Genomic DNA, 23,312 nt, shown 5'->3' on the forward strand with positions numbered 1-23,312 from the left:
CTTTCTTCACCCCCCGCGAGCGGGAGAGGGGGCGCTGGCGCTATTCGCACGCACGTCAGCGCGCCGGTTCGGCGAGCCTTGGCCGGATGATCTCGACCATTCGGTCGGCTGACGTCCCCGGCGGAAAGAAGCCGAGATAATTGCCGTCGCGGTCCATCAAATAGATGTAGGCGGTGTGATCGACGGTGTAGTCGCCGGCATCCTTCAGCGGCACCCGCGCGAAATAGACCTTGTAGGCATCGGCGAGCTTGCGGATCGCATCAAGGTTGCCGGTCAGCCCGATCAGGCGCGGATGTAACATCGGCACGTATTCTGCGAGATGCGCCGCGGTGTCGCGCTCGGGATCGACAGTGATGAAGATCGGTTGCACCTGATCGCCGTCGCGGCCGAGTTTGTCGAGCGCAAGCCCGATTGCCTGCAGATCGGTCGGACAGACGTCGGGGCAGGTGGTGAAGCCGAAATAGACCAGCATCAGCTTGCCGCGAAACTCCTTGTCGGTGCGTTCATGGCCAGCCTGATCGGTCAACGCGAACGGGCCGCCGACCGGCTCCCTGTTCCACATCAGGATGTCCATGATCTCGGCGGCCGAGCGCGCCGATTGCGGCGGCGCATCGCCCGCCGGCACCGGCACCGGCGCCAGCGTCAGCCACAGGCCGGCGCCGGCGAATGCCAGGCCCGCGCCAGCGAATGCAATGACGCGCAGGATCGGCGCGATCATATGCCGAAGGAGAGGCGGCTGCCCGTCGTCGTGACCAGCACCTTGTCGCCCATCTGCGCGGTCGCCTCCTGCACGAAGTTGAGCCCGGAGCAGTGCATCGGGATCAGCACGTCGGGGTCGAGCTTCTTGATCTCGGCGACCACCTCGGTGAGGTAATCCTTCGGCGCCGGCCCGAGATGGAAGCCGCCGACGATGGCGTGAACCTTCTGGATGCCGGAGACCTCCTGCGCCTGCTTCACCGAATTGACAATGCCGACATGGCCGCAGGACGAGATCACGACGAGGCCGAAATCCCGCACGTTGAAGCAGGTGGCGTGCTCATGGATGTGCTCGTCGGGCACGATCTTGCCGTCCATCTCGGCCGGCAGATAGTGGCTGGCGTTGCAGCCGAGCCTGTCCTTGATGCCGAACTCGACCCAGGTCTGCGGCAACACACGCTCGATGCTGCGGCGGGTGATCTTGCCGGTGGTGAAGGCGTGGCCGGCGATCACGGTCGGGGTCTCGCACAGCACCGTGGTGACGCGCTGCGCCGCGAGCTGGCGGCGGTCGAGCGTGCCGAAATCGTTGAACTGGCCCTTGGTCGGCGTTGCGCTGACGCGGTGGCAGAAATTGTCCTCGCCGCCGGCATAGAGCTTCACGTCGGCCGGTAGTTTATCACGGAATTTGTCGAGGAAGCCGTTGAGGCCGCCGAAATGGTCGTAGTGGCCGTGGCTCACGATCAGCGCGTCGAGCTTTGCCGGATCGACGCCAACCAGCGCCATGTTGTTGAGCAGCACCTCCGGCGTGTAGCCGTAGTCGAGCATCAGGGTGCGCTGCGCGCCCTTGGCCTCCGACTCCAGCCACAGCGACAGGCCCCATTCATTGTGCAGTGACTTTTGGTAGTCGGCGGAACGCGGCGGCGCCGCGATGGTGACGCCGCCGGCTTGCTTCGGCTTGAAGAACAAATCGAAGCTGGAATCGACCAGCACGCGGATCGAGAGCTTGTCGACGGTCGGCACCTCGATCGGTGGTGCGGCGCTCGCGATCTCGACGCAGGAGAAGGCGCCCGCGGCTGCTGCGCCGGCGATCGCCGCCGAGCCCTTGAGGAAATCACGTCTTGCCAAATCATGTGTCATTGCAATGCCCCATGTTTAAAAATTCGTCAGCGCAATCCCTCCGGCAGCCTAGGAGCAATCGGGACGCGGCTCAATCGGGCACTTGCGCTGGCCGCAGATCACATTCGCGCGCGGTGCAATGCGCGCGCCATTGACTTGGGTGCGGTTATGCGCCCAACTCCATGCATTCGCATCTTTCTCGCCGATGCACGACATCGGCAGTCCCTGGCAATGCAGGATCACGCCCATGATCGATCTCCACTACTGGTCCACGCCGAACGGTCACAAGATAACGATGTTCCTTGAGGAGACCGGATTGGAGTACAGGATTTTCCCGGTGAACATCGGCAAAGGCGATCAGTTCAAGCCGGACTTTTTGCAGATCGCGCCGAACAACCGCATCCCAGCAATTCTCGATCACGCGCCGAAGGGCGGCGGCAAGCCGCTACAGCTGTTCGAGTCTGGCGCGATCCTGCTCTATCTCGCCGAGAAGACCGGACAATTCCTGCCGGCCGATATCCATGGCCGCTATGACGCGATCCAGTGGACGTTCTGGCAGATGGGCGGGCTCGGGCCGATGGCCGGGCAGAACCACCATTTCCGCAACTACGCCGTCGAGAAGCTGCCATACGCGATCGACCGCTATGTCAACGAGACCAACCGGCTCTACGGCGTGCTCAACAAGCGGCTCGCCGACCGCGAATTCATCGCCGGCGACTATTCGATCGCCGACATGGCGAGCTATCCCTGGGTCGTGCCCTACAAGAACCAGGGCCAGGAGATCGACGATTTCCCGCATCTGAAGCGCTGGCTGGAGACGATCGGCAAGCGCCCCGCGACCGAGCGCGCCTATGCCAAGGCGAAGGAGGTCAACCCGAATTTCGGCCAGCCCGCGATCCGCACCGAGGAGGAACGTAAGTTGCTGTTCGGGCAGACCGCGGCGGTGGTGCGGTAGGGCGCAGGTCTCAGCCGTCTCTCCGTCGTCATGGCCGGGCTTGACCCGGCCATCCACGTTTGGGTCGTCATCGCGAGCCACCCGGTCGGCGCGAAGCGCTGGCGCATGACAGGCTCCGCGAAGCAATCCATTTCACCGCTTGCGGGGATTGCTTCGTCGCTTCACTCCTCGCAATGACGATTGCGGATCAGCCAGCTCAAGCCCCGACATACCTCGCCGGCCGCCGTTCCTTCCATGCAGCTAACCCCTCGGCGAGATCGCGGCCCGGCACCAGCGCGGCGAACTGTTCGCTCTCGACCAAAAGGCCCTCGGCAATCGGCATGTTGAGCCCGCGCGTCACCGCGGTGATGGTGCCGGCGACGGATCCGGGCGAATGCCTGGTGATCCGGCCGGCGAGTTCGCGCGCGGCGGTCAGCAGCTGATCATGCGGCACGACCTGATTGACCAGCCCGATCTCGCGCGCGTGCTCGGGCGGAAACGGATCGCCCGCCAGCAGCAATTCCAGGGCGCGTTTGCGTCCGGCCAGTCGCGGCAGCCGCTGCGTGCCGCCGAAGGTCGGGGGCATGCCGAGCTTGATCTCGGGCTTTGCAAATTGCGCGCGGTCGCTGGCGACAGCGAGATGCACCGCCTCGGCGATCTCGCAGCCGCCGCCGAAGGCGAGCCCGTTGATCGCGGCGATCACGGGCTTCTTGAATGCCTCCAGCCGCGCGGTCATGGCTTGTCCCCGTCGGACGAAGTCGCGCACCGCGACGGCCGCTCCCTGTTTGACGCTCCCAGCGAATTCGTGGATGTCGGCGCCGGCCGAGAAGGCGCGCTCGCCGGCGCCGGTCAGGATCACGGCGCGCACCTCAGCGTCGCCCTCGATGCGGTCGAGCGCGGCCATCAGTTGATCGATCAGTGCGTAGTTCAGCGCGTTGAGCTGCTCCGGACGGTTCAGGGTGATCAGGGCGATCCCGTCGGTGATTTCGAGCAGGATGGGGGCGGGCATGATGCAGTCTCCAGCAATTGTGTGTCGGGCCGAATGTAGGGCCAGCTGCAATTTGTGTATATTCACTGGGTAGTATACATACGCAGAATGCCCAGACCTTCCGAGCCCACCCGCGAGCGCATCGTCCAGGCGGCAAGCGCGCTGTTCTACAATGAAGGCATCCGCCGCGTCAGCGTCGACGAGGTCGCGGCCAAGGCCGGCCTCACCAAGCGCACGCTGTACTATCACTTCAAGAGCAAGGACGATCTCGTCGCTGCCTATCTCGCCGCGCGCGACCAGCCCAATCTCGCGCTGTTCCGCAAATGGTTCGCGGAAGCCGAGGGCGGCCTGCCGGTGAAGGTCGAGGCGATCTTCAAGAACCTCGCGCGCTCGGCGCGGCATCCGAAGTGGAAGGGCTGCGGCTTCCTGCGCACCTCCGCCGAGCTCGCCAACATGCCCGGGCATCCCGCGATCCGGATCGGCGCCGCGCACAAGAAGAAGTTCGAGGACTGGCTGCGCGCGACCTTCGCGGAGCAGGGCATTACCGATTCGCTCAAACTGGCGCGGCAGATCCTCTTGCTGCTGGACGGATCATTCGCCGTGGTGCTGCTGCATCGCGACCCGAGCTATATGGAGACGGCCGGCGAGGCCGCGCGCACGCTGATCGAGACGGCGCTGGCGAAGCAGGGGCGGAAACGAGGTTAGGCGTGTACTCCCGAGGCCGGTCCGCTTCGCTCTGATAGAGGCGAGGCCGGAGGAGACGGTGTTGAGCGGCATGGACGCCGCCCAACACGATCATGAATCTTATTTTGCCATTGCGGTCCTGGCGGCCTCGATTTTCGCCTTCACGGAATCGAGGTTGAAGCTCGCGCCCTTCTGCATCGGCGGAAACTCGATCGCGGTCATGGCCAGCTTCTCGACCTCCTGTTGAACGAACACGAAGCGCCAGAATTCATATTTGAACCAGTCGAAGTATTGTTGGGCGCCGTATTTGGTCCCGCTGTCGGGCCAGCCCGTTCGCTCGAACGGATCCAGGCGGAGGTTGATCAGGTAGGGGACGTCAACCTTGGTTTTTGCGCCGAGCCAGCCACCGGGCTGGTCGATGAAACGATACTTGTAGTCGTCGATGCGCACGGCCCCCAGCTCGCTCTCGCCGAAGTACCAGATTTCGTGTCGGTTGGACGGCCCCTTGCCGGTGATCATGTCCATCTGATTATAGCCATCCAGATGGCACTTGTAGGTGCGATCCCCGATTGGCTTGCCCTTCTTCAGTTCCTCGACAATGTTCGGGTTGCCGGCAGCGGCCAGCAGGGTCGGGAACCAGTCCAGCCCGGAGATGATGCCGTTCTCGACCTTGCCCGCGGGCACCTTGCCCGGCCAGCGGATCATCGCGGGCGCGCGGAAGCCGCCTTCCATGACCGTACCTTTGCTCTGCGCGAAGGGTGTCTGTCCGCCATCCGGCCAAGTGAAGACCTCGGTGCCGTTATCCGTGGTGAAGATGACAATGGTGTTGTCATCCACGCCCATGTCCTTGAGTTTTTGCATGACGAGGCCGACATCGTCGTCGAGCTGCGCCATGCCGGCTTCGTGAATCGACCAGCCGTTCTTGGAGTTGCGCATCGCCTGGTACTTCGGCGACAAATGCGTGACGATGTGCATGCGGGTCGGATTGAGCCACAAGAAGAAGGGCTTGTTATCGGCCTTGGCCCTTTCAATGAACGACAAGGCGAAGTCTCGGATTTCGTCGTCCACCGTTTCCATCCGCTTGGGATAGAGCGTTCCGGCGTCTTCAATCCTCTGCTTGCCGACCTTTCCCCAACGGGGATCCACGGTGCCGTCGTCCACATTGGTTGCCCACGAATGGACCATGTTGCGCGGGCCAACCTTGTTCAACAGTTCCTGCGGATAGGCAGGGTGAGCCGGATCTTCCATCGCGTCGAGGTGATACAAATAGCCGAAGAACTCGTCGAAGCCGTGCACTGTCGGCAGAAACTCGTTCTTGTCGCCAAGGTGGTTCTTGCCGAATTGGCCGGTGGCATAGCCCATGCCCTTGAGCGCGGTGGCAATGGTCACGGCCTCCGCCGGCAAGCCTGTGGGGGCGCCGGCCTGGCCGACTGTTGTCATGCCGGTGCGGATCGGCAGCTCGCCGGTGATGAAGTTGGCGCGGCCCGCGGTGCAACTCGCCTCGGCGTAATAATCGGTAAACAGCATGCCTTCTGCGGCGATCTTGTCGAGGTTCGGCGTCCGGCCGGCCATCATGCCACGATGGTAAGCACCGATATTCCAGATGCCGATATCGTCCCCCATGATGACGACGATATTGGGCCGCTGCCCGGCCGGCGCGGGCGCCGGGACCGGCGTTGGTTGCTGCGCTTGCGCGAAGCTTGTCGCCCCGACGGCGGAGAGTGCTGAAGCGGCGACCAGCGAACTACCGCGCAACAAGAGATCGCGGCGTTTCAGTCCCACGCTGTTCGGCCCCGTATTCTCAGGCTTTTCCGGAATCGTATCGTTACTCATGACATGATCCTCTTCCTGATGATGCACCTGAAGCCGACATGGCTTGCTGAGGTGTCGTCGATCGGCTCGGCATGACGCGCGGCCGGACGATGGCGGCGGCAGTAGCTCGGAGCGCAAGGATGCGAGCCGCCTTTAAGCACCTTGCGTGGAATCCTGAGGTTCGGCTGGCGAGAGTCGTAATTCGCGCCCTGGGACCGGCCGCGAGGAGCTTGCGGGATGCAGCAGGCTTTCGGGCGGCCTGCGTCGTGCTTTGGCGAATACCCATCGGCCGTCAATTCCGAGGCGCTGGCGATCGTGTCACGAAGGTCGCAGCCATTGGCCGGGAATGCGGTGGCGGGCGAGGTGCGCTCGAAGCCATCGGCCGGCAGATTGGGTGCGCCTGTCGCAACGCCAACGTCGTGCATGGGCTACTCGCCGTGACCGAGTTTCAAAGTTACGAGCGCCGCCCGAGCAAGAACCTGTCGGCAGCTTTCTGGCTCGCCGATGCTTCGGGGGACGGTTCAACGCTTTGGTCAGTCAAATGACAGTCGCGTATCTGAAGCGCGAGACCGATAATGCAGCATCTACGAACCAGACAAGACAAGATGCTCAGCAACGCATCCCTGTTGTATTGATCTAGATCAATCGAGCCAGGTCGCCCCTTGTCGAGAGCCCCTGATGACTATGCAAAAAGTGCCAGGGTTGTGGCGTCATGGCCACAACCTCTCAATAAACTTCCGGCTGAACTCAAGTATGCCGAATTCGCGTGGACGAACGGCGGCGTCAGCTTATTCTTTCCGAGTTTCTACCCCGCCGGAGCAATGGTGGGGTCGCGAGAGTCGGGGAATCGGCGATGCGGTACTTTAAACCGAATCTGGGACGCAGATTTTTTTCGCGGTGGCATTTGAGTGTTGGGGCGCTTGCCGCTCTGCTGGTGCTTTCCACCCAAGCGGCTCGCGCCGATGAAAATGGCATCAGCTTTTGGCTACCCGGATTTTTTGGCAGCCTCGCGGCTGTTCCTCAGCAGGCGCCGGGCTGGTCGGTGACCTCGGTTTACTATCACACCTCTGTTTCCGCCGGCGGCGACGTGGCGCGGTCGCGCGAAATCACGCTTGGTCGCTTTCCCGCGAATCTGACGGCGAACGTGAACGCGAACGTCAATGCGAATGTGAACCTTGGCCTTGTGGCCGGGACTTACACCTTTGCAACGCCCGTGCTGGGCGGTCAGGCCTCTGCCAGCCTGTTGGCGACCTACGGCTCCAACTCCACGTCGCTGGCGGGATCGCTCGTTGGGACATTGACGGGACCGGGCGGCGCCACGTTCCCCTTCTCCCGGTTCGACAGCATCGACAGCTCGCTCATTGCATTCGGCGACCTGATCCCGCAGTTCGCGCTGCGCTGGAATGCCGGTGTCAACAATTACATGACGTACATTACCGCCGACCTTCCGGTCGGCGCCTATCAGTCGGGCCGCCTGGCGAATTTGGGGCTTGGGCACTGGGCGATCGACGCGGGCGGCGGCTACACCTATTTCGATCCAAAGACCGGGCATGAATTTTCGACCGTGCTGGGATTCACCTACAACTTCGTCAATCCAGCCACTCAATATCAAAGCGGCGTCGACATGCACCTCGACTGGGGCGCATCGCAATTCCTGACCAAGCAATGGCAGGTCGGCCTCGTCGGTTACCTCTATCAGCAGCTCGGCTGCGACAGCGGCTCCGGCGATCGCGTCGGCTGCTTCCGGTCGCGCGTGGCCGGCGTCGGCCCGCAGGTCGGCTACATTTTCCCGGTCGGAGACATGCAGGGATATCTGAACCTGAAGGGCTACGGCGAATTCGCCAATGAAAATCGGCCAGCAGGCTGGAACGTCTGGCTGACGTTCAATCTTCAGCCCGCGGCGCCAACGCCGCCGACATCCACAAGGCCCAGATTCACGAAATAGCAATAGCGCTGCCACCGGTGCCGTGCTGAAGGTTCAATCTGGCGCGGCGGTAGCAATCAGCCGGTGGACGCTCCGCGAGCGTGCGGATATGTCCGGGTTAGGTCTTGGCCGTGTAAAAACGGTCTCAAGAGAGGTCGGTTCTGAGAGCCAAGAGCCGAGGGTGTCTCAGGCGGCGATCGCCGCGATCAGCGGCTTGGTTCCGATGATGTTCATGACCCGTGTGAGGTTGTAGGCCAGGACGGAGAGTGCCATCTCGGCGGCGACCTTCGGAAGGGTTTTGGTGAGGAAGTGCGTCGCTCCCATGCGGGCCTTCATCGTGCCGAACGGATGCTCGACTGTTTCTCGACGCTGGCGCATGGCCTGTGGATTTGCATCAAGGCGCTGCTGCACAGCTTCGAGCAGATGCTCTTGCTCCCATCGTGGAATCCGCCGCTCTGGCCCTGTCGTGCACTGGGATTTGAGCGAACAGTTCTGACAGGCTGTGGTCCAGTAGCGCCTTATCTCCTTGCCATCTTCCTCGCTCGTGAAGCGATATGGCAGTTGCTCCCCAGCCGGACAGCGATAGGCGTCTTCCTCCGGCAAATAGACAAAGTCCTGCTTGCCGAAACGCCCATCTGACTTGGCGCCCGACGTTTGCGGCTTGGGCAGAGTTACCGTGACGCCGGCCTCGTGGCACGCGAGGATCTCCAGGCTGCTGAAGTAGCCGCGATCGGCCACGGCCTCGAGCGTCTCGGTCTTTAGAACGGCCTTCGCCTGCTTGGCCATGCTGGCTAGTTGGGCCCGATCTGAGCCGCTGTTCGTGACCTCATGTGCCACAATCAGATGATGCTCGGTATCGACGGCAACCTGCACGTTGTAGCCGACGACGCCGGAACCGCGGCCACTTGTCGCCATCGAACGGCTGTCTGGATCGGTCAAGGAGATTTGCTGGTCGGGCGAAGCCAGCATCTGCTTCTCGTAGACGGCAAGCTTGCCCATTTCCTCCTTCAGCTTGGTCAGCTTCTCGCTGAGCCTCGTCACCTTCGCGGCCAGCGCCTCGCTCGGCTCCTGTCGGTCGGCCGTGTCAAGTTGGCTCAGATAGCGCGAGACGCTCTCCTCCAGCTGCGCACGCCGCCGTTGCACCTTCGCCCGCGTGAAGTTCTTGTCCCGGTTGTTCACGGCTTTGAACTTGCTGCCATCGATGGCGACGCTCGCCGTCGCGAGAAGGCCCATCTCACGGCAGAGTTCGACGAAGCGCGCACAGACCTTGCGTAGCGCCAGGTCATTGTCCTTGCGGAAGTCCGCGATCGTCTTGTGATCGGGAGCGAGCCGACCCAGCAGCCACATGACCTCGACATTGCGTCCGGCCTCTCGCTCCAGCCGTCGGCTCGACTGCACCCGGTTCAGATAGCCATAAATATAAAGCTTCAGGAGAGCCGAGGGATGGTACGACGGCCGACCGGTCGTCGCCGGCTCCACCCCTTCGAAGCTCATCTCGGCCAAATCGAGCGTGTCGACAAACACGTCGATCACGCGAACAGGGTTGCTCTCGTCAATGAAATCGTCGAGGCATTCGGGCAGTAGCGTCGACTGCCCGCGGTCCGCCCCCGCAACGAAGCGCTTCATCAATTCCCCCCGAAGAATCGCGGGAGAATCATAACAGCGGGCAGCGTTTTCACACAGCCAGGGTCAAAAGCCGACGATGATGGCTAAAGCGCGCCGCGCTCCTGCAGCAGCGCCAGCACCGCGTTGAGGTCCGGCAACACGGCTGCGCATTTCGCACGGGTCTCGTCGGTCGGCGGCGCCATGTCCGGCACCATCAGCGTGATCGCGCCGGCGGCGTGGGCGGCGGCGACGCCGTGGTTGGAATCCTCCACCGCGATGCAGGCTGCCGGCGTCACGCCGAGCCGCGCGGCGGCCTTGAGATAGAGCTCGGGATCCGGCTTGCCCTGCGCGACATCGTCAAGCGTCAGCAGCGTGTCGAAACGATCGCGGATGCCGGCGAGGGTGAGGTTGCGTTCGGCCGAACGGCGCGACGACGAGGTGACGATCGCCATCGGGCGCTCCGCAAGCGCGAGCGCATCGAGCAGAGCCAGCGTGCCGGGCTTGAGCGGCAGGCCCGACCGCATCATCTCATCGCGATGTTCGAGAAACGCTTGGTTGACCTCGGCGAGTGGAAACGCCGCGCCGTAATGGTCGCGCAGCATCGCCTCGCAGACCGGGCCGGGAAGGCCGACCATGGAATGGCACAGCGCGACGATGTCGTCGGTGTAGCCGCACACATTCAGCGCTGCGACCAGGCTGTCGAAATAGACCTTCTCGGTGTCGAGCAGCGTGCCGTCCATGTCGAGCAGGACGGCGTCGACGGTCCAGCGTGCCTTCACGTGGCGCTCACCGCTGCTTGCTGTTCCGCTAGCTTCCGCAAGCATGCGGGGCACAGGCAGTCGTCGCCATCGGTCGGCATCGGCAGGCGAAAGCTCTCGTCGGAACACCAGCACGATCCCGTGAGCGAGCAGGAAAATTCGCTGCCGCATGCCGTGCAGGCGAGCCGGCGTGGCGAAGCTTGTTCGGGACGATCGTTTGACGAGAGGTCCATTCTAACCGCGATTTAATGCGCGAATTAATCTCGGGTTCATCCCGGACCGCGCTATGATGCCAGGCAATTGATATAGCCGGGATAGGCCGTTAAGGGAATTCTGATGGCCCGTGATTCGCAAGCCGCGCTGACTGCCCTGAACCGGTTTGGGTTTGGCGCCCGCGGCGGGGCGTCCGGCGACTTCATCAACGCGGCCTCCGATCCGCGCGGTTTCGTGCTTGCGGAACTGGCGCGTCCGAACGGCGCGCTGCTCGAAGTGCCGGGCCTGCTCTCGACGCCGGAGCTCGGCAAGCAGGTGTTCGACTATCAGTTCGAGATCCAGCAAGCACGCAATGCCGCGAAGGCCGCGCAGCAGGGCGCGAGCGAGACACCGCCGCAGGGCCCGGACACGAAGTCGCCGCAGCGGCGCAATCTGTCGCTGTCCACTGCGGCCAAGGAGATCGCCGGGAAAGATCCGACGATGCAGGCGCAGGCCGCCGATGGCGCCAATGCGGCGATGACGCCGTCCGCGACGATGCAGCCTCCGACGACGCAGACGGTGGCTGGTCCGCCGAAGCCGCCGGCGCAACCGCTCAACATCATCCAGAAGACATTCCGTGCCGAGGCGCTGGCGCGGCTGCAGCGCGGCGTGGTCGCCGATTGCGGCTTCGTCGAACGGCTCGTGGTGTTCTGGTCCAACCACTTCTGCATCTCCGCCAACAAGGGCGCGCTGGCGCGGATGTGGGCCGGCTCGTTCGAGCGCGAGGCGATCCGTCCGCATGTGCTCGGCCGTTTCCCGGACATGCTGAAGGCCGTCGAGCAGCATCCGGCGATGCTGTTCTTTCTCGACAACCAGCAATCGCTCGGCCCGGAGTCGCACGCCGGCATCAACCGCAATCGCGGCCTGAACGAGAATCTCGCGCGCGAGATCATGGAACTGCATACGCTCGGCGTCGGCGGTGGCTACACCCAGGACGACGTCACGGCGCTGGCGCGAATCATCACCGGCTGGACCTTTGCCGGCCGGCGTGGGCAGCTCGGCACGCCCGGCAGCTTCGTGTTCAATGCCAATGCGCACCAGCCCGGACCGCAGCAGGTGCTCGGCAAGACCTACGCGCAGGCCGGCGTCGCGCAGGGCGAGGCGGTGCTGTCGGACATCGCGCGGCATCCCTCGACCACAAAATTCATCGCGACCAAGTTCGCGCGCCACTTCGTCGCCGACGATCCGCCGCCGGCGCTGGTGGCGAGGCTGCAGGATACGTTCACGAAAACGGACGGCGATCTCAGGGCGCTGGCCACCGCGCTCGTTCAGTCCAGCGAGGCCTGGCAGCCGCCGCTGACAAAGATGCGTTCGCCTTACGAATTCCTGGTCGCCTCCGGCCGCCTGCTGGCGCGCAATCCGGAGGATCCGGGCCGCTACCTCAACGGCCTCAATGTGCTGGGCCAGCCCTTGTGGTCGCCGGCCGGGCCGAACGGTTTTCCGGACACCGCCGCGGCCTGGGCGGCGCCTGAAGGCGTCAAGCTCAGGCTCGACATCTCGGCGCAGCTTGCCTCCCAGCTCGCCGACCGGTTCGACCCGCGCGACCTGCTCGAGCTCATTGCCGCCGATGCAGCCTCGCCCGAGACGCGGCGCACCATCGAGCGCGCGGAATCGCGGCAGCAGGCGCTGGCGCTGCTGTTGATGTCGCCCGAGTTCCAGAGGAGATGACGATGGAATGCTCCGAGAGCCTGATGCTGCAGGCGACGTCGCGGCGCGCGCTGCTGCTCGGCGGCGCCTCCTTTGCGGCCTGGGCCTATTTGCCGAAATTCGCGCGCGCCGCCGATGGCCGCGATCCGCGCTTCGTCACCATCATCCTGCGCGGTGCGCTCGATGGCCTTGCCACGGTCGCCCCGATCGGCGACCCCGATTATGCCGGCCTGCATGGCGCGATCGCGCTGCGCCCCGATGGCCCGAACGCGGCGGTGATGCTCGATCAGTTCTTCGGCCTGCACCCGGCGATGCCGGAATTTTCGCGGATGTATCGCGCCAAGCAGGCTGCGGTGGTTCATGCGGTGGCGACCTCCTATCGCGATCGCTCGCATTTCGACGGCCAGGATGTGCTGGAGAGCGGCTTCCCCGGTCCGGGCCGCGTGCAGTCCGGCTGGCTCAACCGCGCGCTCGAGGCGCTGCCGAAAGGCGAGCGGGTGACGAGCGCGCTTGCGGTCGGCCCGACCACGCCGCTGGTGCTGCGCGGCGCGGCGCCGACCGTCGGCTGGGCGCCGACCGCGCTGCCGCAAGCCGCTGACGACACCGCGATGCGGCTGCTCGATCTCTATCAGCATCGCGATCCGGCGCTGGCGAGCGCGCTGACGCAAGGCTTGCAGCTCGAGAAGCAGGCGCAGGGCGAGGAGATGAAGCCGAAGCCCGGGGCGGGCGGCGTGGCGGCGATGCGCCTCGTGGCGCGCGGCGCCGCGAAACTGATGGCGGCCGATGACGGCCCGCGGATCGGCGCGCTCGCCTTCGACGGCTGGGACACCCATGCCAATGAAGGCGGGCCGGTCGGCCGGCTCGCGCAGCTGCTCGGCGGTCTCGACGGCGCGCTGGCGGAATTCCAGAGCGGCCTCGGCGCGCGCTGGCGCGACACCGTGATCGTGGTCGCGACCGAGTTCGGCCGCACCGCGCGCATCAACGGCACCGAGGGCACCGACCACGGCACCGGCACCATCGCGCTGCTCGCCGGCGGCGCGGTGAATGGCGGCCGCACGATCACCGATTGGCCGGGCCTCAAGCCCGCCAATCTCTACCAGGCCCGCGACCTCGCCCCGACCACCGACCTGCGCGCCGTGATCAAGGGCCTGCTGCACGACCAGTTCGGCCTCGGCGAGCGCGTGCTGGCTGACACGGTGTTTTCGGACAGCGCGCCCGCAAAGCCGATGAAGGGGCTGGTGGTGTAAAGCGCCAGCCACATACTCGGCGTCGTCCCGGCGCACGCCGGGACCCATACGCCGCGGCTCGTGTTGTGAACGGGACACGTCGTTCCAACGTCGCGGATAAGCAGCATTTGTGGTTATGGGTCCCGGCCTCCGCCGGGACGACGGTGAGTGTGTTGCACGATCTGTGAGTCACACATCCGCATTCTCGTGACATCGTTTTGTCCGAGCTTGGCCGCCGCTATGGAGGGCGGTCGGAAGGAAGCCGGTAGCGCCACGTTTCGCCGGCGAGAACCCCGCGCTGCCGACGCGCAACGGAGGGCCATTCGGAGCGAACCACGCTGAGGACCGCAGCATCGCCGGACGGCTCTTCATCGGCTGCGAAATATGCGCGAAGCCTGCCTTCGCAGCGGAAGCCGAGGTTGGCGTGGAGATCAAGCATGTGCCTCAGGCGCCAGTCCAGATGCACCTCGGCCCGCTCGACGACGAGCACTTCGAACGCATACCGCGTCATGAGATGTGCAACGTGACTGACGAGCGCGGCCTCATCCAGTCGTCCGATGCTCCAGATTGGAGCGAACGTCGCCCGCTTTTCGTGCCGGTCGATCGCGCCGAACCCGGACACGCCGAGCAGGTCTCCCGATCCAGCGGCCTCGATTGCGAACGCGGCCGCGGTGTCGACCTGGTCCCGTCCCGCCGCCAGGCGCGCGGTATTCGGCCGGTCAGATGTGCCGCGATCGAGCCGCCGCAGCATCGCTGCCTCGCGAAGCTGCTGTGCGCGCGAAGACTCCGGGCCGGTGATCCTGGTCAACAGGATGCGGTCGGTGGCGAAGCTTGCATGGTTGCTCGACGGGTACATGCCGTATTGACGCACCCGATGCGCATGCCGTCAAATGACTGGAACACCAGTTCATATGCAAATTGGTCATGCCCCTGAATCCAAGACATGTTGACCTGTTTCGAGAGGTCGTGCGCCACAACGGAATCACCAAGGCCGCCTTGAGCCTTTCATCAGCCGCGCGATCGCACGTCTCGAGCGCGAGATCGGCTTTGCGTTGTTCGAACGCGGGCGAGGCGGCGTCACGCTGACGCCGGAAGGCGAGATATTCCTGCGCGAGGTCGAAAGAAACCAGGCCGGCCTCGAGTATCTGGCGCGCGCCGCGCGCGGCATTCGCGAGCGCGGCAGCGGGACGCTCAGGATCGCGTGTCTTCCGGCGTTCACCTATTCGTTGATGCCGCAGATCGTCAGCAGCTTCCTGAGGAAGAATCCCGGCATCGTCGTATCCGTGGCCGTCCACAGCCCCGAGCGCGTCTGGAGCCTGGTGGCCTCGGGACAATGCGACGTCGGACTGGCGCGGCCGCAGGCGGGGTTTGCCGCGGTCGACGACGAACTCCTCATGACAACGGAGGCGGTCTGCGTCTTACCCCGCCAGCACCGGTTGCGCTCGAAGCGATCGATCGCAGCGCAAGATCTGCGGGGAGAGCCCATGATCGCAGCTTCCCCGAGCGCACCGCATCGATCCCGCTTTGAGCGCATCCTCGATGAGGCCAAGGTCGAGATCAAGACGGTCGCGGAGATCCAGTACAGCATGCAGCGTTGTGCCCTGGTTGCGCAGGGACTGGGTTTCTCGATCGTCGACCCGATCGTGGCCCGGGATTTTGCAAGCTCCAAGATTGTACTCAAGCCGTTCGTGCCACGACTGGAGATCGCCACCATGTTGCTGCTTCCTTCGCAGCGGCCGCGAAGCCGTCTCGCACTTCAATTCTGCGATCTGCTGCGCGCCGAAACCGCGCAGTACAGGAAGTCCGCGCGCGTGCAGGCTTGAGCAACAACCGCAGGGTTTTCTCTCGCGTTGCGCTCGACATGATTTCGCGGGACGGCGCGAGCCGCCTGCGACGTAGTGCTCGCCGAAAAAAATCGACAGGCACTTGTGACTTTCGTCATCTCGACGCTCACGTGTGAATGCCGCAGCGTGCGCGCGCATGTATGCCGCGCGCGTGCTCGATGCGTATGGGATTGCATTCACGTCGCACGCGGTGGATTGCCGCATGATCGGGCACGAGCGTTCGCAATGCGATCATGCGTGGGATTCTCGATATGACATCTACCGTGCTTAGGTCGCGCCTTCGCAGCGACATGCGTTTCCTCCAGACGCGGAGATCGAGAAAATTTTCCGAAGACTCTGCGATGATGCGTTGCCCGATCGCATCGCATGAACGCAATTTTGGATTTCTGCACGACGCGCGTTGCCGCCCCTCTGGTTCTCGCGCAGATTGTTCTCTAGATCAATCGAGCCGACCGTGACGGAGCATCCGAGCCGGACACGGCAATGACGCGACGATGATGAACGCCATGTGCGAGCACGACTGCCAGAGGCACCTGCGTCAACCCTATCGGGAGCGGCCGGCGTAAGCCGTCGATGTCCGATTCCCGAAATGCCTCTTCCTTGTCTCCCCGAAATTCGCCGGTCTGTGAGCGGCCGGCGACGCAACCTTGGGAATGCGCCTCCGTTGAGCCGACGTTCGTCGTTCGCGCCAACGGGGCACGAAAGTACATGCAAGAAGACGACAAGACGCCGGCACACGCAGCGCAGCGCCTGGAACACGTTCCCTTGCCGCGCGAGCCGCGGAACATCAGGGATGTAACCCCCGCGCCGCCGCGGCTGTTCTCGACACGACACTATCCGCCCTCGGAGCAGTTCGAGGTCTGGAAAACGCGGATGGCTTCGCTGGTCGACGTTGCGCCACCGGAAGGTCATAGCCCTGCGCACGGGTTCCTGGTGGAGTACCTGACCTGCAACATGGCCGATGTCGTCTTCACCTCGGGGCGATTCGCCGCGCAATCATTCGCCCGCGTCATCAAACCGTCGCATGGCGCGCCGGTCGACATCTGGTGGCTGTACCGGGTGCGCTCCGGCGAAGCCCGCTTCGAGAGCGCAGAGCGGCGGATTCACGCCGGGCCGGGCGCCATGTTCCTGATCTCGCTCGACGAGGATTTCCACGGCAGCATCACGGACTATGACGGCCTGGTGCTGGGCTTGCCGCGCAGATCGTTCGCCGATGTGGCCGATCAGCTCGACGCTGTCTGCAATATTCTGCTCGAAGGCAATCTGATCGAATTGTTGGCCGATTATCTCGACCGGCTCGAAACGCGCATCACCCTGATGTCCGCAGAGGAGTTGAGGCAGGCGGGGCGGGCGACCGCGCAGATGATCGCCGCATGCATCCAGCTCTCTTCGGACCGGCTGGAGCAGGCGCGCGGCGCGGTCGAGTCGGTGCTGTTCGAGCGTGCGCGTCTTTATATAGAGTCGCATCTCGGCGATTTCGATCTGACGCCGGACCGCATCGCGCTGCAATTGCGGATCTCGCGTTCTGCCCTCTACCGTGCATTCGAGAGCGTCGGCGGCGTTGCCGGCTACATCCTGCGCAAGCGGCTGCGCGCGGCACATGCAGAACTTGTCTCGTCCGCCGACAGGCAGGTGCAGCAGATCGCCTATCGCCACGGCTTCAAGCTGGCGTCCGATTTTGCCCGCGCCTTCCGCCGCGAATTCGGCGTCAGCCCGCGCGAGATGCGCGAACGCATGCGCCGTCGATCAACTAACGGTTGAAATTTCGATAAAACACCTCACGGTGTATCGGCCGATCATTCAACTTGTGAGACGATCTGCGTGATATTTGGACGGCCTGCTGAGTGACGCTGGCAAAATTGTGTCTATCATTTTGCGACATGACGACTCGGGGCACATTGATGGGGCAGTCGAGCGAGCGCTGGGTGGCTAGATGCGCTCGTTGAATTCGACACATCGTTGGCCAGGACGGGACGATGATCGTGCGTACGATCATCGTTATTTTTTCGCGCGTGCGGCCGGCGGGCCCGCGCGTCGGCCCGGTCCATGGCGCGTCGCCTCCGGCGTCTTTTCAAGATGTCGCGAAAGGGGCGCACCATGGCTGTCGCACACAACTCAACAAGATCGCTGAAGCGTCATGGCCGCTCCGGCTTCGTCCGGAACTGGGTCGCATCGGGCGAGGCGGACAGCGCTTCGCGGCGGCGCAGGCTATTGGCCGTGCTGCGCCAGGCGCATCGGACGCTCGGCGTGAAGCGCGACCGGCTCGGGCTTGGGTCGCTCGGAGTCGGTGGGGCGGTCGTCGCGATGCTGGCGATAGCCGGAGTCATGACCCCGCAGGCGGCGTTCGCGCAGGTTGCCATCGGCAACGGGGTTTTGAGCAATCCCGCCAACTGCACCAATCCCACTGCTGCAACTGCAGGCAGCACTGCTATTGGTTGCGGCGCCCATGCTGCCGGCGCCACCTCGACCGCCATTGGCGCTAATACCAATGCGAATGGCCAGAACTCCGTGGCGATCGGCGATTCGAACAGCGCAACCGGCGACGGTTCGATCATCGTGGGCTATTCCAACTCCGTGAATGGCTTGAATGCGATCGGTATGGGTGTGTTTGCGAACGCGACCGGCACGAACGCCCTCGCCATCGGTGGGAACGCGCACTCCACCGGGGACGGATCCTCATCCTTTGGCGTCAACACCACTGCAAATGGCGTGGGTGCCTTGGCGCTGGGCTCGACGGCCAGCGCCTCCGGTGGCGCCTCGATCGCCATTGGATTGTCCTCCGCTGCCTCATCTTCAAACGGTTCGGGCACGGCCATCGGCGTCAGCGCCAAAGCAAACGCCGGAGTCGGCGGCGGGTCTCCAATCGCCATCGGCACGAATGCCAATGCCAGCGGGACCGCGCCTGCCGGCTTCACGTTCGAGGCTGTTGCGCTTGGCACCGGTTCCGCCGCCACGGGGGCTTGGTCGACCAGCGTCGGCCCAAGCGCTTCAGCGACAGGGACAGGAGCCAGCGCCTTCGGAACGTCGGCCAATGCTTCGGCAAATCAGGCCACCGCCATCGGTAACGGGGCGAAAGCCTCCGCGGTCGGCAGCGCATCCCTAGGATACCTTGCCAATGCGAGCGGCGGCAACGCCGCCGCTGTTGGCATCCAGTCGGTCGCGTCAGGTACCAGCTCGCTGGCGGCCGGCAATCTCGCCGCGGCGTCGGCGGATTTCGCTGTTGCCTTGGGCAATCAGGCGCAGGCGCTGAGTACCGGAGGCTCGGTTGCGATCGGATCGGGCGCGGTCGTCAACAGTGCAGCGACGGGCGGCATCGCGATCGGCAACAATGCGGCATCCGCCGGCATCAGTTCGCTCGCGACCGGCGTTGGAGCCAGTGCCGCCGGCACAAGTTCGCTGGCGATCGGCACTGCCTCAAATGCGAGTGCCGCCGCCAGCACTGCGGTTGGCAACACAGCCGTTGCCAGCGGCCAAAACTCCTCCTCATTCGGGTCTGGAGCGCACGCGACAGGAGACAATTCTCTCGCGGCCGGCGTCAGCGCCAGCGCCAGCGGAATCGCCAGTACCGCACTCGGCATCGGCGCCAATGCGTCGGCTACAAGCGCCATCGCCATCGGCAACAATGCCGCGGCCAGTTCCGCCAACGCGGTGGCCTTGGGCACCAATGCGGTGGCCTCCGGCGGTCAGGCCGTGTCGATCGGCGCGAACAACGTCGCCTATGGCAACGGCGCCGTGGCGATCGGCGATCCCAGCTATGCCAGCGGCACCGGCGCCTTCACCGGGGGCGCGAACAACATTGCCAACAGTGACGGCACGGCGAGCGCCACCGCCGCCAACCAGGCCGCCGGCGCCGTCGCGATCGGCAACAACAACAAAGCGATCGGGCAGGGCTCGGTGGCGCTCGGCAACGGCTCGACGGCGGGCGCCGCCGGTCTTGCGGGCAATATCGCACTGGGTAACGGCGCCACGGCGGCGGCAAGCTCCGGCGATGTCGCGCTCGGCTCCGGCAGCGTCACCGCTGCCGCTGTCAACACGCCGAACACGGTGATCAACGGCACCACCTACAGCTTTGCGGGTACGACGGCGACCTCGACCGTCAGCGTCGGGGCGCTCGGCGCCGAGCGCACCATCACCAATGTCGCGGCGGGCCGCATCAGCAACGCTTCGACCGACGCGATCAACGGCTCGCAGCTCTGGGCCACCAACCAGGCGGTCGACGGCCTCGCCACCACCGTCAACAACATCAGTACCGGCGGCGGCATCAAATATTTCCACGCCAATTCGACGCTGGCTGATTCCAACGCTGTTGGCACCGACTCGGTTGCGATCGGACCGGTGTCGACCGCGACCGGCAGCGGCTCGGTGTCGATCGGCAACGGCGCCACCGCCGCCAACGCCAACGACATCGCGCTCGGCTCGGGCAGCCAGACCACCGCGGCGGTTCAAACCGCCAACATGGTCATCGGCGGCACCACCTACAGCTTTGCCGGTACCACCCCAACCTCGACGGTCAGCGTCGGCTCGGTCGGCAACGAGCGCACCATCACCAATGTCTCGGCGGGACGGGTCAGCAACGGCTCGACCGATGCGATCAACGGCTCGCAGCTGTTCGCCGCGACGTCCGCGATCGACAGCCTGTCGACCGTCGTCAGCAACGGCCTGACGCATTATTATGGCGTCAATGACGGCGGCACGCAGCAGGCCAACTACAACAACAATGGCGCGACCGGCGTGAACTCGATGGCGGCCGGCGTGGCGGCCTCGGCGACGGCGGCGAATTCCACCGCGCTCGGCTTCAACACCCAGGCCACGGTCGTCGACGGCGTCGCGCTCGGTTCGGGGTCGATCTCCAATCGTGCGCTCGCGCCGGCGTCCGGCACAATCGGCGGCACCATCATCCCCTACAACACCACCGATCTCGCGCTGCTCGGCGCGGTGTCGGTCGGCAATGCGACGAGCTATCGGCAGATCACCAACGTGGCCGACGGCACCCAGGACAGCGACGCCGTCACCGTGCGCCAGCTGACCGGCGCGCTGACCTCGTTCGCGACCACGACGACGAAATACTTCCACGCCAACTCGACGCTCGCCGACTCGCTTGCGGTCGGCAACAATTCGGTCGCGGTGGGCCCCGCGACCGTGGTCAACGGCGACAACGGCATCGGCATGGGCTTTGGCGCAACCGTGGCGCAGACCGCCCCCGGCGGCATCGCGATCGGTCAGAATTCGCTGTCTAGCTTCGCCGATTCGATTGCGTTCGGAACCAGCGCGCAGGCGAGCGGCGTCCAGTCGGTGTCGATCGGCGCCGGATCCCAGACCACCAACCCGACCAGCGTCGCGCTCGGTCCCAACGCCAAGGCGACGGCGCAGGCCGGCGACGTTGCGCTCGGCGCCAATTCGACCACACAGGCGGTGGTCGCGACGTCGAGCACCTCGATCGGCGGCACCACCTACAACTTCGCCGGCACGACGCCGACTTCGACCGTCAGTGTCGGCAGCGCCGGTGCGGAGCGAACCATCACCAACGTGGCCGCAGGCCAGATCAGCCAGACCTCGACGGATGCGATCAACGGCTCGCAGCTCTGGGCCACCAATACCTCGCTCGCCGCTCTCTACACCACCGTCAGCAACATCTCGACCGGCGGCGGCGTGAAATATTTCCACGCCAATTCGACCGCTGCGGATTCCATCGCGACCGGCGCCGAGAGCGTCGCGATCGGACCGCAGTCGGTCGCGAGCGGGGCCAACGCGATCTCGATGGGCAACGGTTCTGCGGCGTCGGCCGACAATTCGGTCGCGATCGGCGCCGGTGCCAAGGCGACGGCGGCCAACTCGCTGGCGCTCGGCGCCAACGCCACCACCACGGCCAATCTGAGCGATGCGGCCTATACGCCTGTGGTCGGCAAGAGCGTCGCAGGGGTTGCGACCGGCGAAGTGTCGGTCGGCTCATCCGGCGCCGAACGCCGTGTCACCAACGTTGCCGCGGGCTCGGCGGCGACCGATGCGGTCAATGTCAGCCAGCTCCAGGCGGTTGCGTCGAGCTCGATCCGCTACGACTCCGACGGTTCGGGCGGCACCACCAACAAGCTGACGCTGAACAGCGGCAATGGGGCGCCGGTGACGATCAGCAACGTGGCGCCGGGCGTTGCCGGCACCGATGCGGTCAACGTCAACCAGCTCAACAGCGCGTTCCAGCAGCTCAACGGCCAGATCGGCGAGGTGCGGCAGGACGCCTGGCGTGCGGCCGCGATCGGCATGGCCGCGGCATCGCTGCGCTATGACGACCGGCCCGGCAAGGTGAGCGCCTCGGCGGGCGGCGGCGTCTGGCGCAGCCAGGGCGCGCTCGCCTTCGGCATCGGCTACACCAGCGAGAACGGCAAGCTGCGCACCAACGCGGCGGCAACCACCGCCGGCGGCGACTGGGGCGTCAGCGCCGGCGTGAGCCTGACGCTCAATTGACCCTGACGGCGACGAGGCGGCTGGCGTGTCTGGCTTTGGCGATCTGGCTCGGGGCGGCGGCGAACGCGGTCGCGCAGGGCGCGCCGCCTGCCGCCTACGCCGTGAAGCCGTCGGACGTCGTGGTGCCGGAGGGCGAGACGCTCGGCGAGTTCAGGCGGATGATCCAGCCGTTCAAGAACTGGACCCTGATTTGCGACGAGAGTCTCAAATCGAAGCGCCGCGTCTGCAACGTCACGCAATCGATCGTCAACACCCAGGGCGCGATCGCCTTCAACTGGTCGCTGATCGCGACCGCCGACGGCAAACCGCTGATGGCGATGCGGATTCCCGCGGCCGCCGGGGTCGGCGCGCAGATCGAGCTCGCGATGGGCGACAGTCCGGACCGCATCGTCGCGCAGACCGACCGCTGCGATGCCAGTTTCTGCTTCGCCACGGTCGCGATCGGCAACGTGCTGAGGCGGCACATCCGCGCGGCGACGCCGTGCCGCGTGTCCTATCAGCTGCCGCAAGGGCCGATCGTGCTGGAGGCGCCGCTGGACGGACTGTCCGGTGTGCTGGCGAAGCTGAAATGAGACAACAGGCTGCATGCGGATCCGGAAGCCGGAGCGACGCATCGAAGTGCGGGACGAGAGGATGAATACGCCGATGCGACTGAAGACCCCCATCCTGATTTTCACGGCGGTCGTCGTGGCGGCGCTCAGTGCAGCCGGCGTCGTGGGCTATGCCCAGCAGATGCAGCCGGCCCAGTCGCAGCCGATGCCGCTGCAGCCGGCGACGCCCGCGCCGGCCAAAAAGCCCGCCGCCGCCGCGAAGCCGCAGCCGCACAAGCAGCGTCCGCAGGAAGCGCCGACGCCGCCGTCTGCCGCGGCTTCCGTTCCGCCGCAGCAGGCGGGCCAGCAACCGACCGTGTTCGACGAGCACGCGCGGCAGGGCAACATCGTGACCTGCGCCAATCTGTTCGGGACGCTCGGCCGCGGCCTCGCGATGAACTCCAACTACACCGCGCAGTCGCAGTGGGACGCCAAGGCCGGCAATTCGCATTCGGTGCAGTCGCTGGTCGCGCTCGCACCGAACCCGGGCGGCCAAGCCACCCCTGCCGCCAATCAGCAGGCCGCCGGCATTGTGTTTGCCGCGCCGGTTGGATCGTCCTGCGAAGGCAATCTGGTGCGGGTGACGCCGCGGACGGAGAGCTGTTCGACGGTGGCCGCCGAGCTCACCAAGCTCAACGGACAGACCGGCACGCTCGGTGATCTCGCGACGATGGCGCTGCCGAACGGCGCGCAGGTGGTGCTGATTCCGTTAGGCAACGCCTGCGTCGCGGTGACCGCGCTGCGGGTCGCCGGGTAACGCTGCCGCTCAACCCGGTC

The 23,312-nt window shown here is 65.1% G+C and carries 20 protein-coding genes; 10 read left to right on the plus strand and 10 right to left on the minus strand.

The annotated features are described in order from the left end of the window. Positions 1–55: 55 nt before the first annotated feature. From QA639_RS06525 to QA639_RS06535, 3 genes are read right to left on the minus strand one after another with little or no spacing between them, the layout of a single operon-like run. Positions 56–718 (minus strand): SCO family protein, encoded by a 663-nt coding sequence (locus QA639_RS06525; protein WP_283089406.1) that lies wholly within the window; start codon positions 716–718, stop codon positions 56–58. After that, positions 715–1,833, minus strand: a complete 1,119-nt coding sequence (locus QA639_RS06530) for an MBL fold metallo-hydrolase (RefSeq protein ID WP_283089407.1) — start codon at positions 1,831–1,833, stop codon at positions 715–717. The genes QA639_RS06525 and QA639_RS06530 overlap by 4 nt, the downstream gene beginning before the upstream one ends. A 48-nt stretch (positions 1,834–1,881) precedes the next feature. Continuing rightward, on the minus strand, positions 1,882–2,061 hold the full coding sequence (locus QA639_RS06535) for a hypothetical protein (RefSeq protein WP_050382826.1): 180 nt from the start codon (positions 2,059–2,061) through the stop codon (positions 1,882–1,884). Between QA639_RS06535 and QA639_RS06540 the strand changes: the two genes are divergently transcribed. After that, positions 2,060–2,767, plus strand: coding sequence for a glutathione binding-like protein (locus QA639_RS06540; RefSeq protein ID WP_028336052.1), 708 nt, complete (start codon positions 2,060–2,062; stop codon positions 2,765–2,767). The two genes, QA639_RS06535 and QA639_RS06540, sit on opposite strands and share 2 nt — an antisense overlap. 196 nt (positions 2,768–2,963) lie before the next feature. Here the strand turns inward: QA639_RS06540 and QA639_RS06545 are convergent, their stop codons facing one another. Then, positions 2,964–3,755 (minus strand): crotonase/enoyl-CoA hydratase family protein, encoded by a 792-nt coding sequence (locus QA639_RS06545; protein ID WP_283089408.1) that lies wholly within the window; start codon positions 3,753–3,755, stop codon positions 2,964–2,966. Between the two features lie 87 nt (positions 3,756–3,842). Between QA639_RS06545 and QA639_RS06550 the strand changes: the two genes are divergently transcribed. Beyond that, positions 3,843–4,439, plus strand: coding sequence for a TetR/AcrR family transcriptional regulator (locus QA639_RS06550; protein ID WP_283089409.1), 597 nt, complete (start codon positions 3,843–3,845; stop codon positions 4,437–4,439). 99 nt (positions 4,440–4,538) lie between these two features. Here QA639_RS06550 and QA639_RS06555 read toward each other — a convergent pair whose 3' ends face one another. Together QA639_RS06555 and QA639_RS06560 are read right to left on the minus strand one after the other, a co-directional pair. Then, positions 4,539–6,251, minus strand: a complete 1,713-nt coding sequence (locus QA639_RS06555; RefSeq protein WP_283089410.1) for an arylsulfatase — start codon at positions 6,249–6,251, stop codon at positions 4,539–4,541. Continuing rightward, positions 6,248–6,655 (minus strand): SUMF1/EgtB/PvdO family nonheme iron enzyme, encoded by a 408-nt coding sequence (locus tag QA639_RS06560; RefSeq protein ID WP_157344420.1) that lies wholly within the window; start codon positions 6,653–6,655, stop codon positions 6,248–6,250. Before QA639_RS06560 ends, QA639_RS06555 begins: the two co-directional genes overlap by 4 nt. 428 nt (positions 6,656–7,083) lie before the next feature. Here QA639_RS06560 and QA639_RS06565 point away from each other — a divergent pair, with 428 nt between their 5' ends. Then, complete coding sequence (locus QA639_RS06565; RefSeq protein ID WP_283089411.1) at positions 7,084–8,175, plus strand: SphA family protein; 1,092 nt, start codon at positions 7,084–7,086, stop codon at positions 8,173–8,175. A 165-nt stretch (positions 8,176–8,340) separates the two neighbouring features. Here QA639_RS06565 and QA639_RS06570 read toward each other — a convergent pair whose 3' ends face one another. From QA639_RS06570 to QA639_RS06580, 3 genes are all read right to left on the minus strand, one after another. Beyond that, positions 8,341–9,780: an IS1182 family transposase gene (locus tag QA639_RS06570; RefSeq protein WP_283089412.1), complete on the minus strand. Its 1,440-nt coding sequence runs from the start codon at positions 9,778–9,780 to the stop codon at positions 8,341–8,343. A gap of 83 nt (positions 9,781–9,863) precedes the next feature. After that, entirely contained in the window at positions 9,864–10,538 is a 675-nt protein-coding gene (locus QA639_RS06575) for an HAD family hydrolase (RefSeq protein ID WP_283089413.1), read from the minus strand. Then, positions 10,535–10,750 (minus strand): cysteine-rich CWC family protein, encoded by a 216-nt coding sequence (locus QA639_RS06580; protein ID WP_283089414.1) that lies wholly within the window; start codon positions 10,748–10,750, stop codon positions 10,535–10,537. The genes QA639_RS06575 and QA639_RS06580 overlap by 4 nt, the downstream gene beginning before the upstream one ends. Positions 10,751–10,853: 103 nt before the next feature. Here QA639_RS06580 and QA639_RS06585 point away from each other — a divergent pair, with 103 nt between their 5' ends. Further along, complete coding sequence (locus QA639_RS06585; RefSeq protein WP_157344426.1) at positions 10,854–12,437, plus strand: DUF1800 domain-containing protein; 1,584 nt, start codon at positions 10,854–10,856, stop codon at positions 12,435–12,437. After that, positions 12,434–13,663 (plus strand): DUF1501 domain-containing protein, encoded by a 1,230-nt coding sequence (locus QA639_RS06590; RefSeq protein ID WP_283089415.1) that lies wholly within the window; start codon positions 12,434–12,436, stop codon positions 13,661–13,663. Before QA639_RS06585 ends, QA639_RS06590 begins: the two co-directional genes overlap by 4 nt. Before the next feature lie 217 nt (positions 13,664–13,880). Here QA639_RS06590 and QA639_RS06595 read toward each other — a convergent pair whose 3' ends face one another. Beyond that, complete coding sequence (locus QA639_RS06595; RefSeq protein ID WP_157344588.1) at positions 13,881–14,498, minus strand: GNAT family N-acetyltransferase; 618 nt, start codon at positions 14,496–14,498, stop codon at positions 13,881–13,883. 373 nt (positions 14,499–14,871) lie between these two features. Between QA639_RS06595 and QA639_RS06600 the strand changes: the two genes are divergently transcribed. The 5 genes from QA639_RS06600 to QA639_RS06620 all read left to right on the plus strand — a co-directional run bounded on the left by QA639_RS06600 (position 14,872) and on the right by QA639_RS06620 (position 23,292). Next, the gene (locus QA639_RS06600) at positions 14,872–15,465 is read left to right on the plus strand and encodes a LysR substrate-binding domain-containing protein (protein ID WP_244978574.1); all 594 of its coding nucleotides are present in this window, start codon (positions 14,872–14,874) and stop codon (positions 15,463–15,465) included. Positions 15,466–16,194: 729 nt separating this feature from the next. Then, positions 16,195–17,247, plus strand: a complete 1,053-nt coding sequence (locus tag QA639_RS06605) for a helix-turn-helix domain-containing protein (RefSeq protein ID WP_157344430.1) — start codon at positions 16,195–16,197, stop codon at positions 17,245–17,247. 336 nt (positions 17,248–17,583) lie between these two features. Further along, positions 17,584–21,945, plus strand: a complete 4,362-nt coding sequence (locus QA639_RS06610) for a beta strand repeat-containing protein (protein WP_157344432.1) — start codon at positions 17,584–17,586, stop codon at positions 21,943–21,945. Next, a complete protein-coding gene (locus tag QA639_RS06615; RefSeq protein WP_157344435.1) occupies positions 21,942–22,517 on the plus strand; it encodes an invasion associated locus B family protein in 576 nt (191 codons plus the stop codon). The genes QA639_RS06610 and QA639_RS06615 overlap by 4 nt, the downstream gene beginning before the upstream one ends. Before the next feature lie 73 nt (positions 22,518–22,590). Continuing rightward, positions 22,591–23,292 carry a hypothetical protein gene (locus tag QA639_RS06620; RefSeq protein WP_157344437.1) on the plus strand — a complete coding sequence of 234 codons (702 nt, stop codon included), beginning with the start codon at positions 22,591–22,593 and terminating at the stop codon, positions 23,290–23,292. Positions 23,293–23,312 lie beyond the last annotated feature (20 nt).

Source organism: Bradyrhizobium pachyrhizi (genome assembly GCF_029714545.1).
GTDB lineage: Bacteria > Pseudomonadota > Alphaproteobacteria > Rhizobiales > Xanthobacteraceae > Bradyrhizobium > Bradyrhizobium pachyrhizi.

Coding starts and splice junctions, on each gene's coding strand:
- QA639_RS06580 (WP_283089414.1), bottom strand. CDS start 10,750: ATGGACCTCTCGTCAAACGATCGTCCCGAACAAGCTTCGCCACGCCGG.
- QA639_RS06545 (WP_283089408.1), bottom strand. CDS start 3,755: ATGCCCGCCCCCATCCTGCTCGAAATCACCGACGGGATCGCCCTGATC.
- QA639_RS06530 (WP_283089407.1), bottom strand. CDS start 1,833: ATGACACATGATTTGGCAAGACGTGATTTCCTCAAGGGCTCGGCGGCG.
- QA639_RS06585 (WP_157344426.1), top strand. CDS start 10,854: ATGGCCCGTGATTCGCAAGCCGCGCTGACTGCCCTGAACCGGTTTGGG.
- QA639_RS06535 (WP_050382826.1), bottom strand. CDS start 2,061: ATGGGCGTGATCCTGCATTGCCAGGGACTGCCGATGTCGTGCATCGGC.
- QA639_RS06605 (WP_157344430.1), top strand. CDS start 16,195: ATGCAAGAAGACGACAAGACGCCGGCACACGCAGCGCAGCGCCTGGAA.
- QA639_RS06540 (WP_028336052.1), top strand. CDS start 2,060: ATGATCGATCTCCACTACTGGTCCACGCCGAACGGTCACAAGATAACG.
- QA639_RS06600 (WP_244978574.1), top strand. CDS start 14,872: ATGCCGCAGATCGTCAGCAGCTTCCTGAGGAAGAATCCCGGCATCGTC.
- QA639_RS06565 (WP_283089411.1), top strand. CDS start 7,084: ATGCGGTACTTTAAACCGAATCTGGGACGCAGATTTTTTTCGCGGTGG.
- QA639_RS06570 (WP_283089412.1), bottom strand. CDS start 9,780: ATGAAGCGCTTCGTTGCGGGGGCGGACCGCGGGCAGTCGACGCTACTG.
- QA639_RS06620 (WP_157344437.1), top strand. CDS start 22,591: ATGCGACTGAAGACCCCCATCCTGATTTTCACGGCGGTCGTCGTGGCG.
- QA639_RS06525 (WP_283089406.1), bottom strand. CDS start 718: ATGATCGCGCCGATCCTGCGCGTCATTGCATTCGCTGGCGCGGGCCTG.
- QA639_RS06555 (WP_283089410.1), bottom strand. CDS start 6,251: ATGAGTAACGATACGATTCCGGAAAAGCCTGAGAATACGGGGCCGAAC.
- QA639_RS06590 (WP_283089415.1), top strand. CDS start 12,434: ATGACGATGGAATGCTCCGAGAGCCTGATGCTGCAGGCGACGTCGCGG.
- QA639_RS06560 (WP_157344420.1), bottom strand. CDS start 6,655: ATGCACGACGTTGGCGTTGCGACAGGCGCACCCAATCTGCCGGCCGAT.
- QA639_RS06610 (WP_157344432.1), top strand. CDS start 17,584: ATGGCTGTCGCACACAACTCAACAAGATCGCTGAAGCGTCATGGCCGC.
- QA639_RS06595 (WP_157344588.1), bottom strand. CDS start 14,498: ATGTACCCGTCGAGCAACCATGCAAGCTTCGCCACCGACCGCATCCTG.
- QA639_RS06550 (WP_283089409.1), top strand. CDS start 3,843: ATGCCCAGACCTTCCGAGCCCACCCGCGAGCGCATCGTCCAGGCGGCA.